Source organism: Sphingobium sp. TomTYG65 (genome assembly GCF_055395525.1).
In genome coordinates this window covers 920,640-939,241 of the sequence record NZ_AP027330.1, presented here as the reverse complement: position 1 = coordinate 939,241, position 18,602 = coordinate 920,640, and the positions used below count along the sequence as shown (strand labels likewise).

General features: G+C 63.3%; 16 protein-coding genes. 8 read left to right on the top strand and 8 right to left on the bottom strand.

Annotation, left to right across the window (positions count from 1 at the left end; genetic code table 11):
* Positions 1–77: 77 nt before the first annotated feature.
* Both ACZ5Y5_RS04655 and ACZ5Y5_RS04650 read right to left on the bottom strand, forming a co-directional pair.
* Positions 78–1,661 (bottom strand): cisplatin damage response ATP-dependent DNA ligase, encoded by a 1,584-nt coding sequence (locus ACZ5Y5_RS04655; protein WP_464810018.1) that lies wholly within the window; start codon positions 1,659–1,661, stop codon positions 78–80.
* A 103-nt stretch (positions 1,662–1,764) separates the two neighbouring features.
* Entirely contained in the window at positions 1,765–2,757 is a 993-nt protein-coding gene (locus ACZ5Y5_RS04650; RefSeq protein ID WP_464810017.1) for a ligase-associated DNA damage response exonuclease, read from the bottom strand.
* Positions 2,758–2,903: 146 nt separating this feature from the next.
* Between ACZ5Y5_RS04650 and ACZ5Y5_RS04645 the strand changes: the two genes are divergently transcribed.
* Both ACZ5Y5_RS04645 and ACZ5Y5_RS04640 read left to right on the top strand, forming a co-directional pair.
* Positions 2,904–4,121, top strand: a complete 1,218-nt coding sequence (locus ACZ5Y5_RS04645) for a BtaA family protein (protein WP_464810016.1) — start codon at positions 2,904–2,906, stop codon at positions 4,119–4,121.
* On the top strand, positions 4,121–4,783 hold the full coding sequence (locus ACZ5Y5_RS04640; protein WP_464810015.1) for a class I SAM-dependent methyltransferase: 663 nt from the start codon (positions 4,121–4,123) through the stop codon (positions 4,781–4,783). Before ACZ5Y5_RS04645 ends, ACZ5Y5_RS04640 begins: the two co-directional genes overlap by 1 nt.
* Before the next feature lie 94 nt (positions 4,784–4,877).
* Here the strand turns inward: ACZ5Y5_RS04640 and hemA are convergent, their stop codons facing one another.
* Positions 4,878–6,098 (bottom strand): 5-aminolevulinate synthase, encoded by a 1,221-nt coding sequence (gene hemA / locus ACZ5Y5_RS04635; protein WP_464810014.1) that lies wholly within the window; start codon positions 6,096–6,098, stop codon positions 4,878–4,880.
* A 151-nt stretch (positions 6,099–6,249) separates the two neighbouring features.
* Positions 6,250–7,053 carry a glutamate racemase gene (gene murI, locus ACZ5Y5_RS04630; RefSeq protein WP_464810013.1) on the bottom strand — a complete coding sequence of 268 codons (804 nt, stop codon included), beginning with the start codon at positions 7,051–7,053 and terminating at the stop codon, positions 6,250–6,252.
* Positions 7,054–7,104: 51 nt separating this feature from the next.
* Here murI and ACZ5Y5_RS04625 point away from each other — a divergent pair, with 51 nt between their 5' ends.
* From ACZ5Y5_RS04625 to topA, 4 genes are all read left to right on the top strand, one after another.
* Positions 7,105–7,563, top strand: a complete 459-nt coding sequence (locus ACZ5Y5_RS04625) for a hypothetical protein (protein ID WP_464810012.1) — start codon at positions 7,105–7,107, stop codon at positions 7,561–7,563.
* Between the two features lie 125 nt (positions 7,564–7,688).
* On the top strand, positions 7,689–8,288 hold the full coding sequence (plsY, locus tag ACZ5Y5_RS04620) for a glycerol-3-phosphate 1-O-acyltransferase PlsY (RefSeq protein ID WP_464810011.1): 600 nt from the start codon (positions 7,689–7,691) through the stop codon (positions 8,286–8,288).
* The gene (gene dprA, locus ACZ5Y5_RS04615; RefSeq protein ID WP_464810010.1) at positions 8,285–9,367 is read left to right on the top strand and encodes a DNA-processing protein DprA; all 1,083 of its coding nucleotides are present in this window, start codon (positions 8,285–8,287) and stop codon (positions 9,365–9,367) included. The genes plsY and dprA overlap by 4 nt, the downstream gene beginning before the upstream one ends.
* Before the next feature lie 75 nt (positions 9,368–9,442).
* Positions 9,443–11,998 (top strand): type I DNA topoisomerase, encoded by a 2,556-nt coding sequence (gene topA, locus ACZ5Y5_RS04610; protein WP_464810009.1) that lies wholly within the window; start codon positions 9,443–9,445, stop codon positions 11,996–11,998.
* Positions 11,999–12,142: 144 nt separating this feature from the next.
* Here the strand turns inward: topA and era are convergent, their stop codons facing one another.
* The 3 genes from era to lepB all read right to left on the bottom strand — a co-directional run bounded on the left by era (position 12,143) and on the right by lepB (position 14,684).
* A complete protein-coding gene (gene era, locus ACZ5Y5_RS04605) occupies positions 12,143–13,051 on the bottom strand; it encodes a GTPase Era (RefSeq protein ID WP_464810008.1) in 909 nt (302 codons plus the stop codon).
* A 140-nt stretch (positions 13,052–13,191) separates the two neighbouring features.
* Positions 13,192–13,863, bottom strand: a complete 672-nt coding sequence (rnc, locus tag ACZ5Y5_RS04600) for a ribonuclease III (RefSeq protein ID WP_464810007.1) — start codon at positions 13,861–13,863, stop codon at positions 13,192–13,194.
* Positions 13,860–14,684 carry a signal peptidase I gene (lepB, locus tag ACZ5Y5_RS04595; protein ID WP_464810006.1) on the bottom strand — a complete coding sequence of 275 codons (825 nt, stop codon included), beginning with the start codon at positions 14,682–14,684 and terminating at the stop codon, positions 13,860–13,862. Before lepB ends, rnc begins: the two co-directional genes overlap by 4 nt.
* Before the next feature lie 178 nt (positions 14,685–14,862).
* Here lepB and pgi point away from each other — a divergent pair, with 178 nt between their 5' ends.
* Entirely contained in the window at positions 14,863–16,368 is a 1,506-nt protein-coding gene (pgi, locus tag ACZ5Y5_RS04590; RefSeq protein ID WP_464810005.1) for a glucose-6-phosphate isomerase, read from the top strand.
* Positions 16,369–16,451: 83 nt separating this feature from the next.
* Positions 16,452–17,798 carry a glutathione-disulfide reductase gene (gene gor, locus ACZ5Y5_RS04585; RefSeq protein ID WP_464810004.1) on the top strand — a complete coding sequence of 449 codons (1,347 nt, stop codon included), beginning with the start codon at positions 16,452–16,454 and terminating at the stop codon, positions 17,796–17,798.
* A gap of 41 nt (positions 17,799–17,839) precedes the next feature.
* On the opposite strand, the gene ACZ5Y5_RS04580 is transcribed toward gor, so the two are convergent.
* Positions 17,840–18,556, bottom strand: coding sequence for a 2OG-Fe dioxygenase family protein (locus ACZ5Y5_RS04580; RefSeq protein ID WP_464810003.1), 717 nt, complete (start codon positions 18,554–18,556; stop codon positions 17,840–17,842).
* Between the last annotated feature and the right edge of the window lie 46 nt (positions 18,557–18,602).

The following is an 18,602-nucleotide window of genomic DNA, read 5'->3' as shown; positions in this document are numbered from 1 at the left end:
AGGCTCCCTTTTGTCGTTTACGTGCAGGAGCCTATGGTTCTGTTAGGGCGCGTACAAGCCGTTGCGAGCCGGTGGATTCAGCTCACTAACTTCCTCAGCCCTGCCACCGTATCTGCCTCTCCTGCAGGCTTGTCCCGCCTGATCCGTGCAATCCGGGGGAAGCGCATCGCTAGCCCTGACTTATGCCGCTTGCTTTCGTGGATGCTGTCAAACGCCACCTCCAGCACCAGAGACTTTTCGACTTCACGGACGGGGCCGAAGCGGTTCACCGTGTTGGTGCGGACGAAGCGGTCGAGCCATTTCAACTCTTCGTCGGTGAAGCCGCTATAAGCTTTGCCGACGGGGAGCAGTTCGCCGTCCTCCGTCCAGCAGCCGAAGGTGTAATCCGAATAGAAGGATGAGCGTTTGCCGTGGCCTCGCTGGGCGTACATCATCACGCAATCGGCGGTGAGGGGATCGCGTTTCCATTTGTACCAGAGCGCGGCCTTGCGGCCCGCCACATAGGGGCTGTCGCGGCGCTTGAGCATGACGCCCTCTATGGCGGCGTCGCGGGCGCCTGAACGGATGTCGGCCAGGCTTTGGAAATCGGGTGCTTCGATGAGAGCGGAAATGTCGAAGCGGTGCGGGTCTAATTTGGGAACGGTGTTTTCGAGGGCTGCGCGGCGTTGTTCCCAGGGAAGGGGGCGGAGGTCTTCGTCCGCCTCGAGCAATATGTCGTAAAGACGGACGAAAGCGGGATATTCGTCCATCATCTTCGCCGTTACCGCCTTGCGGCCGAGGCGTTGCTGAAGGGCGTTGAAGCTTGCCGCTTCGCCGCCCTGAAACTCGCCTTTGACGAGCAGTTCGCCATCGAGGACAGCGTGGTGGCGGAAAGCCTCCGCGATTTCGGGGAAGCTGCCGGTGATGTCGTCGCCCGCGCGGCTGTAGAGGCGGGTTTCGCTAGGCGTCCCGACGATCTGGATGCGGATGCCGTCCCATTTCCATTCAGCGGCATAGTCGGTCAGGTCAACGCTTTCGGCCTCCAGAGGATGGGCGAGCATGAAGGGACGGAAGAAGGGCGTGCCTGCGGGGTCTGGGCGGTCGGCCTTCCCTTCGGCCCAGGCGAAGAGGGCGGTGTAGGGTGGAGAGAGGGCGTGCCAGCATTCCTCCACATCATCGACGTCGAGGTTGAATGCCTGGGCGAAGCCGGTCTTGGCGAGGCGGGCGGAGATGCCGACGCGCAGACCGCCGGTAGCGAGCTTCAGCAGGGCGAAGCGGCCGGAGGCGTCGAGATGGTCCATCATCTGCGCCAAGGTCTGAGGGGCGGAGGCGCGGCTGGTGGCGTGGAGGCGGTCGATGATCGCCGACAGGGTGAGGGAGCCGTCGTCTATTTCCTGCGGCTGATCTTCGGGCTTGGGCCAAAGGAGAGCTACGGTTTCGGCGAGGTCGCCGACATAGTCCCGGCTCATTTCGAAGAGGACGGGATCGACGCGGGCGCGGGTCATTTCGGCGATGGTGGAGGCTTTGACGGCCTTTATGTCGAGATTTCCGGTGAGGGCAGCCAAAGCCCAGCCTCGATCCGGATCGGGGGCGCTCGCCATGTAGGAGGCGATGAGGTCCAGCTTGCCATTGCGGGAGCGGGTATAGACGAGGCCGTCGAGGAGTTGGGAGAATTGTCTCATTGGCCCGCCTCCGTTTGTTTCGAATGCAGTCGAGAAACGATATGTCTGCGCTCCCCGCTTCTCGACTTCGCTCGAAGCGAGCGGATGGTGTGGTGGAGCTCCATCACCCCTCATCCTCATCTTCGCGGCCGACCAGTTCGAGCGCCCTCGCGCGCATCTGGTGGGTCATGCACCAGTGGAGCAGGGCTTCTTCGCGGCCATGGGTGATCCAGGTTTCCGCGGGGGCGACTTCGCGGATAGTGTCGGTCAGTTCATCCCAATCGGCATGGTCGGAGATGACCAGCGGCAGTTCCACATTGCGCTGGCGGGCGCGCTGGCGGACGCGCATCCAGCCTGACGCCATGGCGGTGATGGGATCGGGCAGACGGCGGCTCCAGCGGTCGTTGAGGGCGGAAGGCGGGGAGACGATGATGCGGCCGCGCATGTCCTTTGCGGGCAGGCCGGTCGCTGGGCGCAGGTCGCCCATGGCGACGCCAAACTGTTCGTAGAGGGCGCACATTCTTTCCAGCGCGCCGTGGATGTGGATGGGGTCGTGATGGCCTCGGGCACGTAGTTCGCAGATGAGGCGCTGGGCCTTGCCGAGGGCATAGGCGCCGACAAGGACGCAGCGGTCCGGATTGGCATGCAGAGCGGCGAGCAGGCGATCGACTTCGCTGCCGGTGTCGGGATGGCGGAAGACGGGAAGGCCGAAGGTCGCCTCCGTCACGAAGATGTCGCAAGGGATGGGTTCGAACGGTTTGCAGGTGGGGTCGGGGCGGCGCTTGTAATCGCCGGTGACGACCACGCGTTCACCTGCATGGGTGAGGAGAATCTGGGCAGACCCCAACACATGGCCTGCGGGCACGTAGCTGATGGTGACGCCGTTCATGCGGATTTCTTCGCCATAGGGGACAGCGGTCCCGGATGCGGTGCCGTAGCGAAGGGCCATGATGGCGAGGGTTTCTTCGGTGGCCCAGACATGGCCATGGCCCCCGCGCGCGTGGTCGGCATGGCCGTGGGTGACGAGCGCGCGCTCGCATGGGACGGAAGGGTCGATCCACGCATCGGCGGGGCGGACATAGATGCCGGTCGGGTGCGGTTCGATCCAGTGAGCCATGGGACAAGAAGATGGGATGGGCCGTAACGGTTCCGCAAGGGGCTGCGGCGGCGGGGCTTCATACAGGCGTAACCCGATCGTCACGGGACCGACACGCCATTGCCCTAGGTGCGCGCCGACACTCACCCGGCAGCAGGAGGCGGCCCATGGCTTCGACGGCTCATCAGAACATAACGCGCGCGGTGCACCGGCACCGGCACTTGTCGAAGCAGGGATTGTTGGAGCGCGCTTTTACCTTCGCCTTCCGGGGTCTGGTTTACGCGCAGATCTGGGAAGATCCGGAGGTGGATATGGAGGCGCTGGCGATCACTCCCGATTGCCATCTAGTCACCATCGCTTCGGGCGGATGCAATGTGCTGAGCTATCTGACGGCTGATCCGGCGAAGATCACGGCGGTTGACCTCAACACGGCGCATATAGCGCTCAACCGGCTGAAGCTGGCGGCAGCGCGGGCATTGCCGGATCATGAGGCGTTTCATCGCTTCTTCGCCAAGGCGGATTGCCGGGAGAATGTGGCAGCTTATCGAGACTTTGTGGCTCCGGTGCTGGATGATGCGACGCGGCGTTATTGGGAAGGGCGCGACTTCACGGGACGGCGGCGGATCGGCGGATTTGCACGCGGTATTTACAAGCATGGACTGCTGGGGCGCTTCATAGGGGCGGCGCATGTGCTGGCGCGGTTGCATGGCGTCAATCCCCGGCGGATGCTGGGCGCCAAGAGCCGGGAGGAACAACGGGCGATCTTCGAGACGGAACTGGCGCCGGTGTTCGATAGCGGCTCTATGCGGTGGCTGACCAGCCAGCCCGCTTCGCTGTTCGGCTTGGGGATTCCTCCCGCGCAATATGAGGCGCTGGCGGGGGATGCACGGATGGATGCTGTGCTGAAGGCGCGGCTGGAGAAGCTGGCTTGCGGCTTTGAACTTAAAGACAATTATTTCGCGGTGCAGGCGTTCGGGCGTGGCTATGCCGGGGGTGAGGGGCCGTTGCCGCCCTATTTGCAAGCGGCGAACCATGCGGCCGTGGTGGAGCGGGCCGGGCGGGTGGATGTGCGGCATGTGAACTTCACTGACTTCCTGGCGGCGCAGGAGGCGGCGTCGGCGGATCGCTATGTGCTGCTGGATGCGCAGGACTGGATGGACGATGCGCAGCTGAACGCGCTGTGGGCGCAGATCACGCGGACGGCGCGGCCGGGCTCCCGAGTGCTGTTCCGGACGGCGGGGGAGCCGAGCATTTTGCCCGGGCGGGTTGATGAGGCGCTCCTGTCTCGCTGGGACTACCCGGCGGAGGCGTCACTGGATTACACGGCGCGGGACCGGTCGGCCATTTATGGCGGCGTCCATCTCTATGTGCTGAAGGACGCGTGATGAGCGCCAGACTGGACAGTAGGGCCGATGGGGGGCTGATGGACAGCATCTACCGCTATCAGCGGCACATTTACGACCTTTCGCGCAAATATTATCTGCTGGGACGCGACGGGCTGATCGCAGATCTGGTGCCGCCGCGCGGGGGCGCGGTGTTGGAGATTGGCTGCGGGACTGGGCGGAATCTGATGGCGGCGGGTAGGGCCTGGCCGGAGGCGCGGCTTTACGGCGTCGATATCAGTGAGGCGATGCTTGAGACTGCGCGCAAGGCAGTGGCGAAGGCGGGTATGACGGATCGGGTTGTGCTGGCGCGCGGGGATGCCTGTGCGTTCGATGCGGGGGCGCTGTTCGGGCGGGCAGCGTTTGAGCGCGTGTTCATCAGCTATGCGCTGTCGATGATCCCGGACTGGCAGCGCGCATTGCGGCAGGCGGCGTCGTGCGTGGCCGACGGCGGGAGGCTGGAGGTGGTGGATTTCGGGCAGCAGGATGAGTTGCCCGGGGTGTGGAAGCGCGCCCTATTCGGGTGGCTAGAGCGGTTTCATGTTACGCCGCGGGCCGGGATCAGGCAGGCGCTAGAAAGCGTCGCGGCGGACATGGGCGGATTTCCGCATAGCCGGGCGCTGTATCGCGGCTATGCGGTGCGGGGCGGGTTGATCAGGGTTTGAGCATTAACATCGTCATCCCAGCGGATGCCGGGATCTTAGGCGATATGTCACGCCATAGCCTCCCAAGATCCCAGCTTGCGCTGGGATGACGATGTTAGGCTGCCTTCCTGATTTCCAGTTCCAGGCGGTCCCAGATTTCGACGAGTGCAGAGACTAGGTCCTGCATCATTTCCACGCTATGCGCCGGGCCGGGCGTGAAGCGCAGGCGTTCCGTGCCGCGCGGGACGGTGGGATAGTTGATGGGCTGCACATAAGCGCCATATTCGGCGAGCAATATGTCGCTGATCCGCTTGGCCTTGACCGGGTCACCCACCATCAGCGGGACGATGTGCGTGACGGACGGCATGACGGGCAGGCCCGCTTCGGCCATCAGGCGCTTGAGCGTCGCGGCGGCGGCCTGTTGACCTTCGCGCTCTTCGTTCGATTGCTTCAAGTGGCGCACGCTTGCGAGGACGCCCGCGACGAGAACTGGCGAGAGCGAGGTGGTGAAGATGAAGCCCGGCGCATAGCTGCGGATCACATCGACGATCATCTGGTCGGCCGCGATATAGCCGCCCATGACGCCGAATGCCTTACCCAGCGTGCCTTCGATGATGGTCAGGCGGTGGGCGACTTCGTCCCGCTCGGAGATGCCGCCGCCGTGCGCGCCATACATGCCGACCGCATGAACTTCGTCGAGATAGGTGAGCGCATTATATTCGTCGGCCAGGTCGCAGATCGCGGCGATGGGGGCGACGTCGCCGTCCATCGAATAGACGCTTTCAAAAGCGATCAGCTTGGGGGTGTCGGGATCTTCGGCGGCGAGAAGCTCCCGCAGATGATCGACGTCATTGTGGCGGAAGACGCGCTTTTCGCAGCCCGAATTGCGGATGCCCGCGATCATCGAGGCGTGGTTCAGCTCGTCGGAAAAGACGATGCAGCCCGGCAGCAGCTTGGCAAGAGTCGAAAGGGTCGCTTCGTTCGAGACATAGCCCGAGGTGAAGAGCAGCGCCGCTTCCTTGCCATGCAGATCGGCGAGTTCAGCTTCCAGATCGACATGATAATGGGTGTTGCCGCCGATATTGCGGGTGCCGCCCGAACCAGCGCCGACATCGTGCAGCGCCTCTTCCATAGCGGCGACGACCTTGGGATGCTGACCCATGGCGAGATAGTCGTTGGAACACCAGACCGTGATCGGCTTGGGACCGTTATGGCCGTGGAAGCAGCGCGCATTGGGGAAGGCGCCCTTGTTCCGGAGGATATCGATGAACACGCGGTAACGGCCTTCGCTGTGCAGCCGGTCGATCGCTTGTGCGAAGATATGCTTGTAGTTCACGTAACGCCCAGTCCCTTGTGGCCCGCATCCTTCCGGCGGTGCGTTTACCTGCTGCGGCGCGCTATTACCAGCGATAACCGTTCGCAGAGTTAGGGAGAAATACCTATCACAATGATAGAGGAAGTTTGATTGGACTAAAGGTCCTACCCCGTCACAATGCTTCCATCTGGGTCAGGCCGAAGTCGGCCAGGGCCGGTGCGAGGGTTGCGACGCTATTGTCGAGGCGGGTGAAGACGGCTTTGCCCAATGGACGGGACGCCGGCCATTCCTGTCCCTGGGTCAGGTATGCGATGCGCCGGGCGATGCCTTCTCCGCCATGCACGAACGTAAGTGGTTGCGGCGCGGCGGCGGCCAGTTCAGCCTCCACCAACGGGAAATGGGTGCAGGCAAGCACGACCGTGTCCATATGATCCCCACCGGGCTGATCGATCAGCCCCGCCAGAGCGTCGCGCGCGATTTTTGGGTCTAGCGTCTCGCCGCGCAGCTTGGCTTCGGCCAGTTGGACGAGGGCCGCCGACCCGTGGCGCAGCACGGTGCAATCAGCACCGAACTCCGCCGTCAGACGGTCAACATAGGGCTGGCGAACGGTCGCGTCGGTGCCGAGGACGCCGAAGACCCGGCTTTTGGAAAGAAGCGCAGCAGGCTTGATCGCCGGAACGGTGCCGACGACGGGGATATCGAGCGCAGCGCGGACCGCCGAAAGGGCAATCGTGGAAGCCGTATTGCAGGCGATCACAGCCAGACGAGGGCGATAGCGTTCGACGAGGCGGCCGAGCAGGGCGGGGACGCGGGCGGCGATTTCCGCCTCGCTCTTCGTGCCATAGGGGAAGCCCGCGCTGTCAGCGGCATATACGACCGGCGCGTTCGGCAGCGCTGCGCGGGCGGGAGCGAGAATGGAGAGCCCGCCTACACCGGAATCGAAGAATAGCAGGGGGGCGGATGGGGCGACTTTCATTATGGGGCACATGTCGCGGGAGAGAGAAAGGCTGTCAACAGGCGCCTTGGGGTGGATGAGGCCAGATCAGCTTCTTCTGTTCCGTCCGAATCCTGGACGCTTGAAATCGCCTGCAGGCATAGCGCTTTCCGGTGGCTGATAGGGTTGGGACGCGGATTCGGAGGCACTGCGAACCAGGATGGGATCAATGCCACCATCCAACTGAACGCCGAACGCGCGCCGTGCACACCAGGCGATGCGGCCGGGCACGGGATGGTGAGCGGGCAGGCAGATGGTGACCGCCTCCCCCGCCATCAGATCCATGTCGCATTTGCCGCCTATCCCATGTGCGGACACATCGCGCACGAGGATGTCGATCCTGCCGTGACGCGGGTGAAGCATATGTGCCTTGAGGAGCCGGCGCTGGCGTGCATCCGCGCGCTTTTGCTCGATAGCGGGATCGTCATCGATATGCATTTTTTGAGCACTTTTGTACGCGACTGCGCGGGCGACCATTCTATCCTAGATTAACCATCGCAAGGGGGCTCGGCAACAGGCAAGCTGTTGAGTTTTGTCGCGGTGAGATGATTGCGCCTTTGGCATTGCCCCGGGCCGCCGGAACGCTATGGTCGCGCCGCAATCAATTCGGCGAGATCATGAACCCTCCCTGGCTACTTCCCGCTTTCGTCCTGCTGATTTCCTATCTGCTGGGCTCGATCCCCTTCGGTCTGCTACTGACGCGCTTCACCGGTGCGGGCGACCTGCGCAAGATCGGGTCGGGCAATATCGGCGCGACCAATGTGCTGCGCACTGGGCGCAAGGGACTCGCGGCCGCGACGCTGCTGCTCGACCTGCTGAAGGGGGCTGCGGCGGTGCTGATCGGCGCGGCGTTGGTTGATGGCGGCGGGCCCATGGCGGGCGCAATGGCCTTTATCGGCCATTGCTATCCGATCTGGCTGCGCTTTTCTGGCGGCAAGGGCGTCGCGACAATGATGGGCGTAGTAACGGCTTTACATTGGCCCGCCGGAATCGTCTTTGCCCTGGTATGGCTGGGGACGCTGTTCGGGACACGATGGTCGTCGGTCGGCGGCATGGCTGCGGGGATCAGTGCGCCGATTGCGTTGTGGTTCATGGGCCGGATCGACCTGGTTCCAGTGACGCTGGGGCTGGCGCTGATCCTGCTGTGGCGGCACCGGGCGAATATCGCGCGGCTTGTCAAGGGGACTGAACCCAAGATCGGGGCGTCGAAGGGGTGAGTGAGCAGGATCGGTTCGATCGCCTGCGCCTGATCCGTTCGCCCCGTATCGGTCCGGTCACCTTCCGGCAGCTGATGGCGCGTTTCGGCAAGGCGGGCGATGCTCTGCGCGCGGTGCCTGAACTGGCGGCGCGTGGCGGGGGCAAGGCCAGTGTAGCGGATGCCGCGGCCATCGAGCATGAGGTTGCGCGCAGCAAGGCCTTGGGCGCGCGCTATCTACTGATGGGCGACAAGGATTATCCTTTCCTGCTGGAGCAAATGGAGGGCGCGCCTCCGGCGCTCATCGTGCGGGGAGATGTGGCGCTGACGGCGCGGCAATGCGTGGCGTTGGTGGGCGCGCGCAATGCTTCGGCGGCGGCTTGTCGCTTTGCGAGGACGCTTGCGCAGGAGCTGGGGCAGCAGGGCGCTGTCGTGGTATCCGGACTGGCGCGGGGAATTGATACGGCTGCGCATCAGGGGTCGGTGGCGACCGGCACCATCGCGGTTATTGCCTGCGGGCTGGATGTGGTGTTTCCGCCAGAAAATGGCGATTTGCAGGAGCAGGTGGCGAACGAAGGGCTGCTGGTGACGGAGCATCCTTCGGGCATCCAGCCGCTTGCGCGGCACTTTCCCGCACGCAATCGCATTATCGCAGGGCTGGCTGCGGGAACGGTGGTGGTAGAGGCTGCGCCGCGATCTGGTTCGCTAATTACCGCGCGCCTGGCGGTGGAGGCGGGGCGCGAGGTCATGGCTGTGCCGGGGTCGCCAGCCGATCCACGCGCGCAGGGATGCAACCAGCTGATCCGCGAAGGCGCGACGCTGGTGCAGAATGGCGCGGATGTGATCGAGGCGATTGGCGGGATCGATGGCCGGATGGTGCGGCAGGGCAAGCTGGACTTTGCTGGCGAACCGGTTTCGTCCGATGTCGCGGGGCGAGATCGGGAGGCTGTGCTGGGGCTGCTCGGTCATGCGCCGGCGCCGGTGGATGAGATTATCCGGCTTTCGGGCCTCAGTCCTGCTATCGTCCAGACCGTGCTGCTGGAACTGGAGCTGGCGGCGCGGCTTGAGCGGCATGCAGGCGGTAAAGTAAGCCTGTCGTGATGGTCTTGACGGAGACCGCCACCGCCTTCCAGACTCGCGCGTGTACGTGAGAGCACTCAAAAAACCGGGGCATTAATGCAGCTTGTCATCGTTGAATCGCCGGCCAAGGCGAAGACCATCGAGAAATATCTGGGCGGGGATTTCCACGTTCTGGCCAGTTATGGCCATATCCGCGACCTGCCCGCCAAGGATGGATCGGTGGATCCCGACAATGGCTTTGCCATGAGTTGGGAAAATTATGGCGACAAGGGCAAGCAGCTCAAAGCGATCGCCGATGAGGCCAAGAAGGCGTCACGCCTGATCCTGGCGACTGACCCTGATCGCGAGGGGGAGGCGATCAGCTGGCACGTGCAGGAAGTGCTGCGCGCCAAGAAGGCGCTGCCGCAGAAGGTCGATCGCGTGACGTTCAACGCGATCACCAAACAGGCGGTGACCGAAGCGATGGCGCAGCCCCGCGCGTTGGACGAGGATCTGATCGACGCCTACCGGGCACGACGGGCGCTCGACTATCTGGTGGGCTTTACGCTCTCGCCCGTGTTGTGGCGCAAGCTGCCCGGCGCCAAATCGGCTGGGCGTGTGCAGTCGGTGGCTCTGCGGCTGGTCGTTGATCGCGAGCGCGAGATCGAAAGCTTCGTCGCTCAGGAATATTGGTCGGTCGCGGCCGAGATGGAGCAGGGCGGGCAGGGCTTCACCGCCCGTCTGGTGCGCTGGAAGGGCGAAAAGATCGACCGCCTGACCATCGGGAAGGAAGGTGACGCCATGGCCGCGAAGGCGGACGTGGAGGCCGGACGCTTCACCGTCGAGAAGGTCGAGACGAAGCCCGTTTCGCGCAACCCTCCGCCGCCGTTCACGACTTCGACCCTGCAGCAGGAAGCGGCGCGTAAGCTCGGCTTTTCCGCCAGCCACACCATGCGGATCGCGCAGCAGCTTTATGAGGACGGCGCGATCACCTACATGCGTACCGACGGCGTGCAGATGGACGGCAGCGCCATTTCCGCAGCGCGTAAGGCGATCGCGGAGCGCTATGACGGGGGGTATCTGCCCGAAAAGCCGCGCCAATATCAGACCAAGGCCAAAAATGCGCAGGAAGCGCATGAGGCGATCCGTCCGACCGAGTTTTCGCGGGACAAGGTGGGTTCGGGCGATCATGCGCGGCTTTACGACCTGATCTTCAAGCGCGCGCTGGCGAGCCAGATGGCTTCGGCGCGGCTGGAGCGGACGACCGTCGACCTGGTGGATGGCACCGGCCAGCATGCTCTGCGCGCCACGGGTCAGGTGGTGATTTTCCCCGGCTTCCTCGCGCTCTATGAAGAGGGGCGTGACGACAGCGAGGATGACGACAGCAAGCTGCTGCCGCGGATGGCTGAGGGCGATGCTCCGGCCAAGAAGAAGGTGACGGCCGAGCAGCATTTCACCCAGCCGCCGCCGCGCTATTCGGAAGCTTCGCTGGTCAAGAAGCTGGAGGAGCTGGGGATCGGGCGTCCGTCCACCTATGCCTCGACGCTTCAGGTGCTGAAGGACCGCGACTATGTGCGGATCGAGAAGAACCGCTTCTTCGCCGAGGAGAGTGGGCGGCTGGTGACGGCCTTCCTGGAACGCTTCTTCGAACGCTATGTGTCCTATGACTTCACGGCGGGGCTGGAGGAGGAACTGGACGATATTTCCGGCGGCCGTGCGCAGTGGCAGGCGGTGCTGGAAGCCTTCTGGCGCGACTTCAAGCCCAAGACCGCCGAGGTGATGGAGCAGAAGCCGTCCGACATCACGGCCGAGCTGGACAAGTTCCTGGAGCCGATGCTCTTTCCCCCCAAGGCGGACGGGTCCAACCCGCGCGCCTGTCCGCTCTGTGGCGATGGACAGCTGTCGCTGCGTGGCGGACGGTTCGGTGCTTTCATCGCCTGCTCCAATTATCCGGAATGCAAATATACGCGCAAGTTCGGGCAGCCGGGTGGCAAGGAAGGTGAGGATACGGGGCCGGAGGTGCTGGGGCAGCATCCTGAGACCGGGCAGGACATCGTCAAGAAGTCAGGCCGCTTTGGTCCCTATATCGAGATGGGCGAGGGCAAGGAGGCAAAGCGAGGGTCGATCCCCAAGGACCTGCCCGATGGCGAGCTGACGCTGGATTGGGCGGTGAAGCTGCTCAGCTTGCCGCGTGAAGTCGGGCTGCATCCTGAGACGGGCAAGCCGATCGTGGCCAACATTGGGCGCTTCGGGCCTTATCTGCTGCATGACGGCAAATATGGGCGGCTGTCTTCTACCGCGGAGATTTTCGAGGTGGGCATGAACAGCGCCGTCGCGAAGCTGGCTGACGCGGCGAACAAGGGCGGGCGGGGCTCTTCCTCTCGCGAGCCGCTAAAGGTTCTGGGCAAGCATCCGCGCACAGAGGCCGATATCAAGCTGATGGCGGGGCGCTATGGACCTTATGTGACCGACGGCACCACCAATGCGACGCTGCCCAAGACGGTCGAGCAGGAGGCTTTGACGCTGGAGGAAGCGGCGCAACTGATCGACGCGCGGGCTGCTGCGGCTCCGGCGAAGAAGGGAAAGAAGAAAGCCGCGCCTAAGAAGGCGGCGGCCAAGAAGCCTGCTGCGAAGAAGGCACCTGCCAAGAAGAAGGCCGAGGCAGCGGAGTAATCCGCTCGGCTCCAGTGACCCTCAGCTGGTCGCGGCGCTTCCTTTTCTCCCGAGATGAAGGGAGGAGCTTCGACAAGCTCAGCCCGAACGGGGGGGGGGGATGGCGCGATAGAGGGCGGTAAAGCAGTAAGGCGGGGGTGGAGGTTACTCCACCCAATCCAACCCGATGTCGCGATAGATGAAGCGGTCGTCCTCCCAATCTTCCTTCACCTTGACGTGGAGGTAGAGGTGGACCTTGACGCCTAGCAGGTTCGCCAGTTCGGCGCGCGCTTTCGAACCGATTTCCTTGAGGCGCTGGCCGCCCTTGCCTAGGACGATGGCGCGCTGGCTCGAGCGGCCGACCAGGATTTGCTGGTGGATTTCGACCGAGCCGTCCTCGCGCTCCTTATATTGTTCTGTGTCCACGGCGGCGGCATAGGGCAATTCGGCGTGAAGCTGGTGGTAGAGCTGCTCGCGCGTGATCTCTGCCGCTAGCATGCGATCGGTGGCGTCGGACACCTGATCTTCGGGAAAATGCCAGGGGCCTTCCGGCATGGCATTGGCGAAGGCGGTTTTGAGTTCGGCAAGGCCGTCACCAGTTGCCGCGGAAATGAAGAAGGTCTCTTCAAAGCCGATTCGTTCGTAGAGCTTCTGGGTGTGGACCAGCAGCTTTTCCTTGATGGCGATGTCGACCTTGTTGAGGATCAACCATTTGCGCTCCGGCCGATGGGTCAGCGCCTCTACGATCGGCTCCATCTTGGGGCCAAGGCCCGCCTTCCCATCGACGATGAGCGCGATGAGGTCCGCCCCCTGGGCACCGCCCCAGGCGGCCTGCACCATGGCGCGGTCTAGGCGGCGCTTGGGCTGGAAGATGCCGGGCGTATCGACCAGGACGATCTGCGCGTCATCTTCGATCGCGACGCCCATGACGCGGGTGCGGGTTGTCTGCGCCTTGGGACTGGTGATGGCCACCTTCTGGCCGACCAGCGCATTGACCAGCGTGGATTTGCCCGCGTTGGGAGCGCCTACGATGGCGATGACGCCGCAGCGTTGATTATCGATATTCTGTTCCAAACCTATTCCGTTCGCGCGTTCGTTTAGTCATCCTGGCGGAAGCCGAGGTCCCGTTTTTTCCTTCCTCGGCCGGAGGGAGGCGTGATCCGGGCTCAAGCCCGGGATCACGATAGGGGATTGGTGTCGGCAGAGGAAGCGACTCAGCCGGACAATTTCTCCAGCAGCGCCTTGGCCGCTGCGGTCTCTGCTTCCTGCTTCGACCCGCCGGTTGCGCTCGCTTCGCCTGCGCCTTTGATGCTGACCGTGACGGTGAACTTCAGCGCATGATGGGGGCCGGATCGGTCGGTGAGGGCATATTCGGGGGGCTTGCGGCGGTTGGCGGCGGCCCATTCCTGTAGGGCGGACTTGGGGTGTTTGGGCGCGCTTTCCTGGGTGTCAACGCGGTTGGCCCATAGGCGGCGGACGAGCGTGCGAGACTCCTCCAGGCCGGCTTCGAGATAGAGCGCGCCGATTAGCGCCTCCATGACGTCGCCCAGCACATTGTCGCTGTCGGCCGCGCCGTCATCGCGGGCTTGCTTGCCGAGAACGAGATGGGTCGGCACACCGGCCGCCCGCGCTACCTCGGCGCAGGTTTCGCCGGACACAAGCGCGTTGAAACGCCGGGAAAGCTTTCCCTCCGGCTCTCCGGCGAAGCGGTCATAGACCCATTCGGCCATGATCAGGCCGAGCACCCGGTCGCCCAAAAATTCCAGCCGCTCATAATTGACGGCGTTTGCGCTGCCATGGGTCAGCGCTTGCTGGAAAGGCACGGCGTCCTTCGGCGCTCGCCCGATCAACGCGGCGAGCCAGCCTGCCGTGTCGGGCTTGCTCAAAAGCCTTCCCCGATCCGGTCCCAGCGCGCTGCGGTGAACCAGGTCCAGGGGAGCAGCCAGTTTGCGCTGCCATCGGTGGAGAAGACCGAAATCATGGCCTTGCCCACCAGATTTTCTTCCGGAACCAGGCCGATGCCGCCGCCCTCGACCGCGGGGAAGCGGCTGTCGGCGCTGCGGTCGCGATTGTCGCCCATCATGAAGAGATGGCCTTCAGGCACAAGTACGGTGTCGCGATCGTCCGCAGCACCATCGGGCACTAGGTCTAGAACATTGTAGCTTTTGCCGCCGGGCAGGGTTTCGCGATATTGGGGATAGCGGCACTGGCGGCCACCGCCGGGCGCCTCTTCCTCAAACTTCGGACGATAGCAGGGGGAAGGGCTGCCTTCCTTGGCAGCGGCGTCCAGCATGTTGGGCGTGACCGGAATGACCAGATCGGCAACCCGCTGCTTCGGGATCGCCTGGCCGTTCAGATACACGGTGCCGCCGCGCACGGAGATCATGTCGCCGGGCAAGCCGATCACGCGCTTGATATAGTCGTTCTTCTGGCTCGGTGGCGCCTTGAACACCACGACATCGCCGCGCTTCGGCGTGGAGGCGAGAATGCGGCCAGGAATGAGCGGCAGGTTGAAGGGCAGGGAGTAGCGCGAATAGCCATAGGGCCATTTGGCGACGAGCAGATAATCGCCGATCAGCAGGCGCGGCTGCATCGATTCAGACGGGATATTGAACGGAGAGACGATGAAGCTGCGCAGAATGAAGACGAAGACCGCCAGCTTTGCGAGGAACCAGATGAAGTCCCGCGTTTCCGATTTTGCGCTCATGCCTGTTCGTCTAGTCCTTCGATTTGCCTTGAAAACAGGCCGCTGCGGCTTTTGCTGCGTTGGAAACCTGCCGTCAAGCGCGTGGGGCGGTGCATTGGCCGTTACGCTTGAGTAAGAAGAAGAGAATCGACAGGTGCAGCGTCGGTATCGATCAACGGAAAAGAGGATTTACCCTTTCATGTCCAGCCCTGCACTGGAGGCCATTGCCGCCCTCCCGCAGCCCGAGTTGAAGTCCATTTTCTCGGCGGACCCGAACCGGCTGAGCAAATTCACGCTGACACAGGGGCCGCTCCGCTTTGACTGGTCCAAGACCCATTTGACGAGCGAAACCTTGAATGGGTTCCTCAAGCTGGCGGAGGAAATGGACTTCGCCCGGTGGCGCGACGCCTTTTTCGCGGGTGAGCCGATCAACAACAGCGAAGGCCGTGCCGCCGAACATCCCGCTGAGCGGGGAGAGGGCAATGCGCAAAGCGTCTCCCGCGCCAAGATGCTGCACGCCAGGATGCGCGCGCTGATCGATGCGATCGAAGGCGAGGCTTTGGGGCCGATCCGCCATATCCTGCATATCGGCATTGGCGGCTCCGCGTTGGGTCCCGACCTGATCGTCGATGCGCTGGGCGGCGACGGAGCGCGCTATGACGTCGCGATCGTGTCCAACGTCGACGGCACGGCGCTGGAGCGGGCGATTTCCCGCTTTGATCCCGAGGCGACGTTGATCGCGGTGGCGTCCAAGACCTTCACCACCACCGAAACAATGCTCAACGCCGCGAGCGCCATCAACTGGCTGGTCGAGGCGGGCGTCGAAGATCCCTACGGCAAGGTCATTGCGCTGACGGCGAGCCCGGATAAGGCGATCGAATGGGGCGTGGATGAAACGCGCATCCTGCCGTTCGCCGAGAGCGTTGGCGGTCGCTATTCGCTTTGGTCGTCGATCGGCTTTCCGGCGGCGCTGGCTCTGGGCTGGGACGCGTTTGAAAGCCTGCTGGAGGGCGCGGCGGCCATGGACCGGCATTTCCGCCTGTCCGATCCGGCGCAGAACGCACCGCTGATCGCGGCCTTCGTCGATCAATATTATGCGCGGGTGCTCGGGTGCCAGACGCGGGCGCTGTTCGCCTATGACGAGCGGTTGAGGCTGCTCCCATCCTACCTCCAGCAGCTGGAGATGGAGAGCAATGGCAAGAGCGTTACGCGCGACGGCAAGCCGCTCGACGGGCCGAGCGCGCCCATCACCTGGGGCGGAGTAGGCACGGACGCGCAGCATGCGGTGTTCCAGTTGCTGCACCAGGGCACGATCCTGACGCCGGTGGAGTTCGTCGCTTCGATCGAGCCGGGACACGCGCTCGATCCTGCGCATCACCGGGCGCTGCTGGTGAACTGCTTTGCGCAGGGCGCAGCGCTCATGCGGGGGAAGGAAAATGAGGCTGATCCGGCGCGGGCTTATCCCGGCAATCGGCCTTCGACGACCATTCTGCTGAATGACGTGACGCCGGATGCCCTGGGCGCGCTGATCGCCTTTTACGAGCATCGGACCTTCGCCAACGCGGTGCTGATGGGCATCAACCCGTTCGACCAGTTCGGCGTGGAGCTTGGCAAGGAGATTGCGAAGTCGATCGAAGCCGAAGGGGCGAAGGGATTTGATCCCTCGACGATGGCGTTGATCGATCTGGCGCTGGGCGTGGCGTAAGTTCTAAGAAGCTCTTGGGGCTTAGATGATTGTATCTCGGCCGGTCTCCCGCCATATCCCGCCACATCCAGAGGGAGACCGGCATGAGCGACTATGATTTCGACCTTTTCGTCATCGGTGCGGGATCAGGCGGCGTTCGCGCATCGCGCGTTGCGGCCGCGCACGGGGCGAAGGTTGCGGTCGCGGAGGAATATCGGGTCGGGGGCACCTGCGTCATTCGCGGATGCGTGCCCAAGAAGCTGCTCATTTATGGCGCGCACTTCGCGGAGGACCTGAAGGATGCACGGCGCTTTGGCTGGAATGTGCCCGATTGCGATTTCGAATGGAAAGTGCTGCGCGACAATGTGCTGGCCGATGTCGACCGGCTGGAGGGGCTCTACAGGAACACGCTTGAGAGCCACAAGGTCGAACTGATTTCGGACCGCGCGACCATCACTGGGCCGCATAGCGTGAAGCTGGCGAGCGGGCGCGAGGTGAGCGCCAAATATATCCTCGTCGCGACCGGCGCATGGCCTGCCATCCCTGAGATGGAGGGAGCGGAGCATGGCATCACTTCCAACGAAGCCTTCCACCTGGAGGACGCACCCAAGCGCATCATCATCGTCGGCGGCGGCTATATCGCCAATGAATTTGCGGGAATCTTCAACGAATTCGGTAGCCATGTGACCATCGTCAATAGGTCGGCGACGCTGCTGCGCGGCTATGATGAGCAGATCCGCGACCGGCTGATGCAGATTTCGACGATGAAAGGCATCGTCTTCCGCTTCAATGCGCAGATGGAGCGGATCGAGAAAAATGTGGATGGAACGCTGTGCATGCATTTCAGCAATGGCGATCCCATACCTTGCGACACGATCATGTTCGCGACCGGACGGCAGCCTCATGTCGAGGGATTGGGGCTTGAGAGTGCGGGCGTTGAACTGGACGACAAGGGCGCGATCAAGGTCGATGACTATAGCCGCACCAGTTGCGAGAGCATCTATGCGGTGGGCGACGTCACCAACCGCCTGCAACTGACGCCGGTTGCGATCCGCGAGGGGCATGCCTTTGCCGATACGGTGTTCGGCGACAATCCGCGGACGGTGGATTATGACTGCGTGCCTTCCGCCGTGTTCAGCCACCCGCCGCTGGCTGGCGTTGGCCTGACCGAGGCGCAGGCGAAGAACAAGCTTGGCACGGTCAAGGTCTATACGTCCGACTTCCGGCCGATGAAGAATGTGCTGGCCGGGCGAGAGGAGCGGGCGCTTTACAAGATGGTGGTCGATGCCACGACCAATCGCGTCGTGGGGTTGCACATGATCGGTCCGGACGCGCCGGAGATTTTGCAGGCGGCGGCAATCGCGGTGAAGGCCGGGCTTACCAAGCAGCAGTTTGACGATACGGTCGCGCTGCATCCGAGCATGGCGGAAGAGTTAGTGCTGCTGAAGTGATGCTGGCCCTCGTTCGTTCGACGCGAACGGGGATGGGAGGTTCAGCTCTCCGCGACGAACGTCACGACCAGCGCGTCGCGCCAGGCGGGTAGGTCGGGATCGACGGCGTGGATTTCGGTAACGCCGTGAAGAATGCGGCGGTCGTCGATCAGCACCGTGTCGCCCGGTTGAGCGAGCGTGAATTCGCCGAGCGCTGTTCCGTCCGGCGCGCCGATGCGGGTCACGCCTTCGCGAACGTTGCGGCGTTCGATCAGCATGACGAACACCCAATCAACACCGTCGCGGTGCAGGCCCTCCGGGGTAGGGCGGCCGATTTGGCCTTCCTGCGTTTCGATGCGGAACTGGTGCATTTCAACGTGCCAGGGCGTGGCGCCGGTCGCTCCGAAGCTGTCCGCGCAAAAGGCGAAGACGGCCTGCATGACAGGATTGTCCACCGTTTCCTGATGCACCTCTTCGAACCAGCGCTGCACGTCTCCGTTCAGCGGATTATAGTCGCGGCTCTGGAAATGGGGCTGATGTGGTTTACGGACGAACCGGCCGTTCTGGCACAGCAACGCAGCATGCCGCCGCCGCCGGTAACGACCGCCGTCGGCCATGTAGAGGTCAGGGCCAAGGTCATTCCAGCTATCGGCAAAGGCGCACCACGCCAAGTTGTCAGAGCCTAGCAGGGCGCGCATGTCACACCCATCCACGTGGGCGAAACCGCTGTCCTTCAAATCCGTAAGAATATCGCCGCCCAAGAAAATATCGTCGCTCATATGTCCAGATTAAGCGTGTGAGGAAACGAGCGACAGGGCCAGTTTC

Excerpts from the sequence above, each read along its gene's own strand:
- ACZ5Y5_RS04655 (WP_464810018.1), bottom strand. The coding sequence starts at position 1,661 with ATGAGACAATTCTCCCAACTCCTCGACGGCCTCGTCTATACCCGCTCC.
- ACZ5Y5_RS04650 (WP_464810017.1), bottom strand. The coding sequence starts at position 2,757 with ATGGCTCACTGGATCGAACCGCACCCGACCGGCATCTATGTCCGCCCC.
- ACZ5Y5_RS04645 (WP_464810016.1), top strand. The coding sequence starts at position 2,904 with ATGGCTTCGACGGCTCATCAGAACATAACGCGCGCGGTGCACCGGCAC.
- ACZ5Y5_RS04640 (WP_464810015.1), top strand. The coding sequence starts at position 4,121 with ATGAGCGCCAGACTGGACAGTAGGGCCGATGGGGGGCTGATGGACAGC.
- murI (WP_464810013.1), bottom strand. The coding sequence starts at position 7,053 with ATGAAAGTCGCCCCATCCGCCCCCCTGCTATTCTTCGATTCCGGTGTA.
- plsY (WP_464810011.1), top strand. The coding sequence starts at position 7,689 with ATGAACCCTCCCTGGCTACTTCCCGCTTTCGTCCTGCTGATTTCCTAT.
- topA (WP_464810009.1), top strand. The coding sequence starts at position 9,443 with ATGCAGCTTGTCATCGTTGAATCGCCGGCCAAGGCGAAGACCATCGAG.
- lepB (WP_464810006.1), bottom strand. The coding sequence starts at position 14,684 with ATGAGCGCAAAATCGGAAACGCGGGACTTCATCTGGTTCCTCGCAAAG.
- pgi (WP_464810005.1), top strand. The coding sequence starts at position 14,863 with ATGTCCAGCCCTGCACTGGAGGCCATTGCCGCCCTCCCGCAGCCCGAG.
- gor (WP_464810004.1), top strand. The coding sequence starts at position 16,452 with ATGAGCGACTATGATTTCGACCTTTTCGTCATCGGTGCGGGATCAGGC.
- ACZ5Y5_RS04580 (WP_464810003.1), bottom strand. The coding sequence starts at position 18,556 with ATGAGCGACGATATTTTCTTGGGCGGCGATATTCTTACGGATTTGAAG.